At 56.6% G+C, this 6,747-nt stretch carries 1 protein-coding gene, 2 tRNA genes and 2 rRNA genes (1 of these 5 only partly in view); 1 reads left to right on the top strand and 4 read right to left on the bottom strand.

Features of this window, described 5'->3' with window-relative positions:
* The 4 genes from ACZ5IL_RS03735 to ACZ5IL_RS03720 form a co-directional block, all read right to left on the bottom strand.
* A 23S ribosomal RNA gene (locus tag ACZ5IL_RS03735) occupies window positions 1–1,198 on the bottom strand (it extends 1,622 nt beyond the left edge of the window).
* 421 nt (window positions 1,199–1,619) lie between these two features.
* Window positions 1,620–1,695, bottom strand: a tRNA-Ala gene (locus ACZ5IL_RS03730).
* Between the two features lie 32 nt (window positions 1,696–1,727).
* Window positions 1,728–1,804 (bottom strand) — tRNA-Ile (locus ACZ5IL_RS03725).
* Between the two features lie 202 nt (window positions 1,805–2,006).
* A 16S ribosomal RNA gene (locus ACZ5IL_RS03720) occupies window positions 2,007–3,495 on the bottom strand.
* The 16S and 23S rRNA genes sit together here with 2 tRNA genes alongside, the layout of an rRNA operon.
* A gap of 824 nt (window positions 3,496–4,319) precedes the next feature.
* On the opposite strand from ACZ5IL_RS03720, the gene ACZ5IL_RS03715 reads away from it, so the two are divergent.
* The gene (locus tag ACZ5IL_RS03715) at window positions 4,320–6,365 is read left to right on the top strand and encodes a peptidoglycan DD-metalloendopeptidase family protein (protein ID WP_464595243.1); all 2,046 of its coding nucleotides are present in this window, start codon (window positions 4,320–4,322) and stop codon (window positions 6,363–6,365) included.
* Window positions 6,366–6,747 lie beyond the last annotated feature (382 nt).

Here is a 6,747-nt window from a genome sequence, read left to right as displayed (position 1 = left end):
CCCGTTACATCTTCGGCGCAGAAACCCTTATTTAGACCAGTGAGCTGTTACGCTTTCTTTAAAGGATGGCTGCTTCTAAGCCAACCTCCTGGTTGTTTTGGGATTTCCACATCCTTTCCCACTTAGCCACGAATTAGGGGCCTTAGCTGTAGGTCCGGGTTGTTTCCCTCTCCACGACGGACGTTAGCACCCGCCGTGTGACTCCCGCGCATTACTTTGGGGTATTCGGAGTTTGGTTGGGTTTGGTAAGACGGTAAGTCCCCCTAGCCCATCCAGTGCTCTACCCCCCCAAGTATTCACGCGAGGCGATACCTAAATATCTTTCGCGGAGAACCAGCTATTTCCCAGTTTGATTGGCCTTTCACCCCTAACCACAAGTCATCGGAGTCTTTTTCAACAGACACCCGTTCGGTCCTCCAGTGAGTGTTACCTCACCTTCAACCTGCTCATGGCTAGATCACTAGGTTTCGGGTCTAATACAACGAACTTGACGCCCTATTCAGACTCGCTTTCGCTACGCCTACACCTATCGGCTTAAGCTTGCTCGTTAAATTAAGTCGCTGGCCCATAATACAAAAGGTACGACGTCACCCAGAACGTATCTTGGGCTCCGTCTGTTTGTAGGTGTCCGGTTTCAGGTCTATTTCACTCCCCTCGTCGGGGTGCTTTTCACCTTTCCCTCACGGTACTGGTTCACTATCGGTCGCTGAGGAGTACTTAGGCTTGGAGGGTGGTCCCCCCATGTTCAGACAGGATTTCACGTGTCCCGCCTTACTCGAGCATGAATGCTTGCATTACCCATACGGGGCTATCACCCTCTGAGGCCCTGCTTTCCTGACAGGTTCTGGTTGTCTCACATTCATGACTGGCCTGGTCCGGGTTCGCTCGCCACTACTACCGGAGTCTCTGTTGATGTCCTTTCCTCCAGGTACTTAGATGTTTCAGTTCCCTGGGTTTGCTTGAAACCTCCTATGTATTCAGAAGTCTCATACCTTCGCTTGATAACCGAAAATCCAAACCCACAACAACTTGCGTCATCATGAGCTTAGAGTTTCGGCTATCGAAGGTGGGTTTCCCCATTCGGAAATCCGTGGATCAAAGCTTCTTCGCAGCTCCTCACGGCTTATCGCAGCGTAGTACGTCCTTCATCGCCTCTCAGCGCCAAGGCATCCACCGAACACCCTTAAGGCACTTGATTGCTCTCATTATCAATATCCACACACTCGGCAGAATGTTATCCGCACACTTGCGTCAGGAGCCCGAAAGCCCCCCTCAACACGCACCCTCGATGAATGCTGCGCGCGGCTGGAAATTGATTAGAAAGACCAGCTTGCTTCGTAAGATCGAACCGATAGCGAGGCGGTCAAGCTTCGCTAACAGGATCATTTACAACCCGCTCACCTCGCAACTTGCGTTACGACATGATCGAGCGCCGAAATGACCTGGAGATAGTGAATGGGCGCCGACCGTGCTTCACAGCACGACCCGCGATCCAGACTCGGATCGATCTCCTCTTTACGATGTCAGAAATCTCGCACGTCCATCTATAACAAATGAGACATGCGAAGCGTTGTTTTCGCGGACGATATCAATCAAATAATGTCGATCAATCAACCATCTGGTGGAGCCAGACGGGATCGAACCGACGACCTCATGCTTGCAAAGCACGCGCTCTCCCAGCTGAGCTATGGCCCCGTACCAGAAGACGAATGCTGCACTTGATCAAATGGTGGGCCTGGGAAGACTTGAACTTCCGACCTCACGCTTATCAAGCGCGCGCTCTAACCAACTGAGCTACAAGCCCCTAACGACTAGGGACAGCGCACTCCGCCGGCTAAACCGGATCATGAGCACAAGCGCCGCCCCTGGCGCGTGTTCGTCCGCGAAGAAAGAGAAACGAAGACGGCGAAATCCCGCCAATGCAGCTCAACGATCCTGACGATCATTGGCCACTGATGTTTCTAAAACGGTTCGATAACAGCAAGCTGTTGAAGAACCATCCTTAGAAAGGAGGTGATCCAGCCGCAGGTTCCCCTACGGCTACCTTGTTACGACTTCACCCCAGTCGCTGACCCTACCGTGGTCGGCTGCCTCCCTTGCGGGTTAGCGCACCGCCTTCAGGTAAAACCAACTCCCATGGTGTGACGGGCGGTGTGTACAAGGCCCGGGAACGTATTCACCGTGGCATGCTGATCCACGATTACTAGCGATTCCAACTTCATGGGCTCGGGTTGCAGAGCCCAATCCGAACTGAGACGGTTTTTTGAGATTTGCTAGAGGTTGCCCCTTTGCTTCCCATTGTCACCGCCATTGTAGCACGTGTGTAGCCCAGCCCGTAAGGGCCATGAGGACTTGACGTCATCCCCACCTTCCTCGCGGCTTATCACCGGCAGTCTCCTTAGAGTGCTCAACTAAATGGTAGCAACTAAGGACGGGGGTTGCGCTCGTTGCGGGACTTAACCCAACATCTCACGACACGAGCTGACGACAGCCATGCAGCACCTGTGCTCCATGCTCCGAAGAGAAGGTCACATCTCTGCGACCGGTCATGGACATGTCAAGGGCTGGTAAGGTTCTGCGCGTTGCGTCGAATTAAACCACATGCTCCACCGCTTGTGCGGGCCCCCGTCAATTCCTTTGAGTTTTAATCTTGCGACCGTACTCCCCAGGCGGAATGCTTAAAGCGTTAGCTGCGCCACTAGTGAGTAAACCCACTAACGGCTGGCATTCATCGTTTACGGCGTGGACTACCAGGGTATCTAATCCTGTTTGCTCCCCACGCTTTCGTGCCTCAGCGTCAGTATCGGGCCAGTGAGCCGCCTTCGCCACTGGTGTTCTTGCGAATATCTACGAATTTCACCTCTACACTCGCAGTTCCACTCACCTCTCCCGAACTCAAGATCCTCAGTATCAAAGGCAGTTCTGGAGTTGAGCTCCAGGATTTCACCTCTGACTTAAAGACCCGCCTACGCACCCTTTACGCCCAGTAATTCCGAGCAACGCTAGCCCCCTTCGTATTACCGCGGCTGCTGGCACGAAGTTAGCCGGGGCTTATTCTTGCGGTACCGTCATTATCTTCCCGCACAAAAGAGCTTTACAACCCTAGGGCCTTCATCACTCACGCGGCATGGCTGGATCAGGCTTGCGCCCATTGTCCAATATTCCCCACTGCTGCCTCCCGTAGGAGTTTGGGCCGTGTCTCAGTCCCAATGTGGCTGATCATCCTCTCAGACCAGCTACTGATCGTCGCCTTGGTGAGCCATTACCTCACCAACAAGCTAATCAGACGCGGGCCGATCTTTCGGCGATAAATCTTTCCCCGTAAGGGCTTATCCGGTATTAGCACAAGTTTCCCTGTGTTGTTCCGAACCAAAAGGTACGTTCCCACGCGTTACTCACCCGTCTGCCACTGACGTATTGCTACGCCCGTTCGACTTGCATGTGTTAAGCCTGCCGCCAGCGTTCGCTCTGAGCCAGGATCAAACTCTCAAGTTGGACTTGAAACTTTGAGCCGGCTGATCACAACGTTTGACGAGGTCCCACCATTTTTTGTTAGCCGAAGCTAACAGCCATCCACGATTCACATCGCTGATGACGATGGTGTAACCTTTAAAACGTGTACCGCCGAAGTCTTTCGTCCGGCCTCAATCCACGAAAGCCGAAGCCTTCATTGATCGAGACCCGCAAGGACTCCGCCGTCCACGTTTCTCTTTCTTCATCTTCACTTGTCAAACAGCCCGGGCCCTAAAGACCCATCTTCCATCTCTGGAAGCTCTGTAAAGCACTCACCGGACGACAAATAACAACCGACGACTATCGGCTGTTGATTCACTCAACCTCGTGATGAGCTTCACCGACGCAGCTAAGGGCCTTGGTAAGGCCCAAGGCCGCGCCGCGTTCAGTGGGCGGTTTATAGTCCCACCCTCGGACGCTTGTCAACGCCCATCGTCAACAAATTGTTGCATCTGGTAAAACGATTTCGCAGGTCAAAAAGCCCTGCGAAACGCCGTACTTGAGCCACATTCCTGCGACGTTCTCTAGAAATAAGTCTTGAATCGCCGATTGCTAGGGGCAGCGGCCATTTCGGTAAGTCCAGGAATCGGTAGCTTTCAGCAGACGGTGGTCGTCCACGGTCGCATCGCCTTGTCCAGGCGGCCGCAATGCATCGAGGGCTCAGGCGCCGTCGATGTTCGTGACCCAGGCCAACCGGCGGGAGCCTTGAGCATGAAGCACGCGAATCTTTCGTCTCTCGCCCGAGGGCGTCGGACGCCGGGATACGCAAGAGTTTCGCCGGTTGCAGGAATTTGGGGGACGGCGGATTGAACGCAGCACGCAGTGGGGATCGAGGACGCGAGACGGGGATCATTGACCTGGGTCATGAGCCGCCGCTTTCTGCGGACGGATCTGAAGCCGCCGTCATCGACCGCCGCCGCATCTCCGTGCAGTGGTTCAGCGGCACCATTCTTACAGGCCTGTGCGGCGCGGCTCTTATCGGCGGCGCCGTTTTTGCGTCGCTCGATGGTGAAACCACCTTTGCGAGGGTAGCCGAGCGCGTCGAAGGTGGACTTCGCGGCTCGTTCGGAACCGGTGACCATCAGGCCAGCCTTCACAAGAGCGATCGGCTGCCGCCGCCGAGCGAGGCGGCCGCTGCAAGGCAGGTCATTCGCGTCTCGACCGTAACCCGCGCCGGCAATCGCGACGTGATGCGGGTCCGGCCCTTCGTTCGAGTATCCGGCAACCTGTCGATGGCGACCGGCGATCTCAGCGCAAAGATTCCGCCATTCAACGCGCAACGCCTGCTGGCCGACGGTGGTAGCCACGCCCGCACTACCACAGAAGATGCAAGCGCCGCCGCCGCAGCCGAACCAGACGCCGAAGTTTCCTTCGTGACCCGTGATCTCGCACCGATCCTCCCGAAGGCGACCATCGCGGCAACCATCCCGATCGATGAAGTTCTGATGCGGGTACGCGATGCCTCAAACTGGCGCGGCAACAGCGGCGTGCGGTACACGATGGCCGAGACCGCGGTAGAGACCGCTGGCCCGACGTCGGGCATCAAAATGGCCTACGCCGCCGAAGGTAGCGTGGACCCCTATGCCGGGTTTGAGGCCCGTATCGTCCCGGAAAACGTCACGCTGCTTTCGAAAACCAGCGAACAACTTACCGGCGGCAATCCACTGGGCGAGCGCGTGCATCTGGTCAGGAGAGGCGACACTATCGCCTCGGTGCTGCGGGACCAGGGCGCAACACCGGAAGAAGCCCATGCGATCGCAAGCACGCTCGGACCTCGAGGCCGCGACGGCGGACTCAGGGAAGGCCAGAAGTTGCGTGTCCTGATGGCGCCTGGGGCCTCCGACCAGCGACTCGTCCCCTACCGCGTGATCGTGGCGAACGATTCCACCATCGAGGCTGTCGCCGCACTGTCGGATCTCGGCAATTACGTCGCTGTCGACGTCGCCAGCATGAATTCGATCGCCGATGTCGCCGACAGCAGCGACACCGACGATGACCGCGGAGTCCGACTTTATCAAAGCATCTACGAGACCGCGCTGCGGGACAAAGTGCCGCCAGCGATCATCGAGGACATGGTCCGCATCTACTCCTACGACATCGATTTCCAGCGCAAGGTCCAACCCGGCGATTCATTTGACGTCTTCTACGCCGGCGACGACGAAGGAACGCCGACGACCGAGAAAAACGAAGTGCTTTATGCCTCTCTTACAGTGGGTGGTGAGACCAAGAAATACTATCGTTTCCAGACTCCCGACGACGCCGCCGTCGATTATTATGACGAGACCGGCAAGAGCGCGAAGAAGTTCCTGGTCCGCAAACCGGTCGCCAGCGCGATCATGCGATCAGGATTCGGCGTTCGGCGCCACCCCATCCTCGGCTACGTGAAAATGCACACCGGCGTCGATTGGGCGGCACCTTATGGCACACCAATTTTCGCGACCGGCAACGGCGTCGTCGAAAAAGCAGAATGGGAAGGCGGCTACGGCAAGTATGTCCGTATCAAGCACAACAACGGCTATGAAACCGCGTACGGCCACATGTCGGCCTTCGCCAAGGGCCTCGAGCCAGGCAAGCGCGTCCGGCAAGGGCAGGTGATCGGCTTTGTCGGTTCGACCGGCCGCTCCACCGGAGCGCACGTGCACTATGAAATTCTCGTTAACGACCGCTTCGTCGACCCGATGCGCGTCCGGCTTCCGCGGGGGCGATCACTGGACGGCATGATCCTGGCCGGCTTTGAGAAGGAACGCGACCGGCTCGAGGCGATGATGAATAGCCGCGGCGCCGTTGCCAGGGTATCGGATGCCGCAGGCTCACCTGCCCTACCGCTGCCTCGGCAGGTCTCCAACCGCTAGACTTTTTCGCTTCTGACGCAGATTAGACGCATGGCTTCTATGATTGCGATCTGACGCGTTGTCTTCGCGCGAACCGGCATCCACTTCGCTCGAAACGCCCTAGTCGGAACAAGCCTGGTTGGTTCGCCGAAAGAGTAAAGGCAGGAAAAAATCTCTCAGCGCGGCGGAGATTCGCAACTTGATCCAGCATACGATCAAGTAGAGACAATCCAGATTCGAGCATATCGATAGTAGCTGCATGGGACGTCCATCCGGTCAGAGTGTGTGCCTCTCTTCCAGACGAACGGCGATGGCCCGAGCCGACATTTCAAGTGCGTTTTTTGAGCATGGCTGGCCCTGTCCGCTTCCGACGGACATGCGACCCGTTCGACTTCTCGCGCCG

Source organism: Nitrobacter sp. CN101 (genome assembly GCF_055390255.1).
This window is presented reverse-complemented; position numbering and strand designations above follow the sequence as displayed.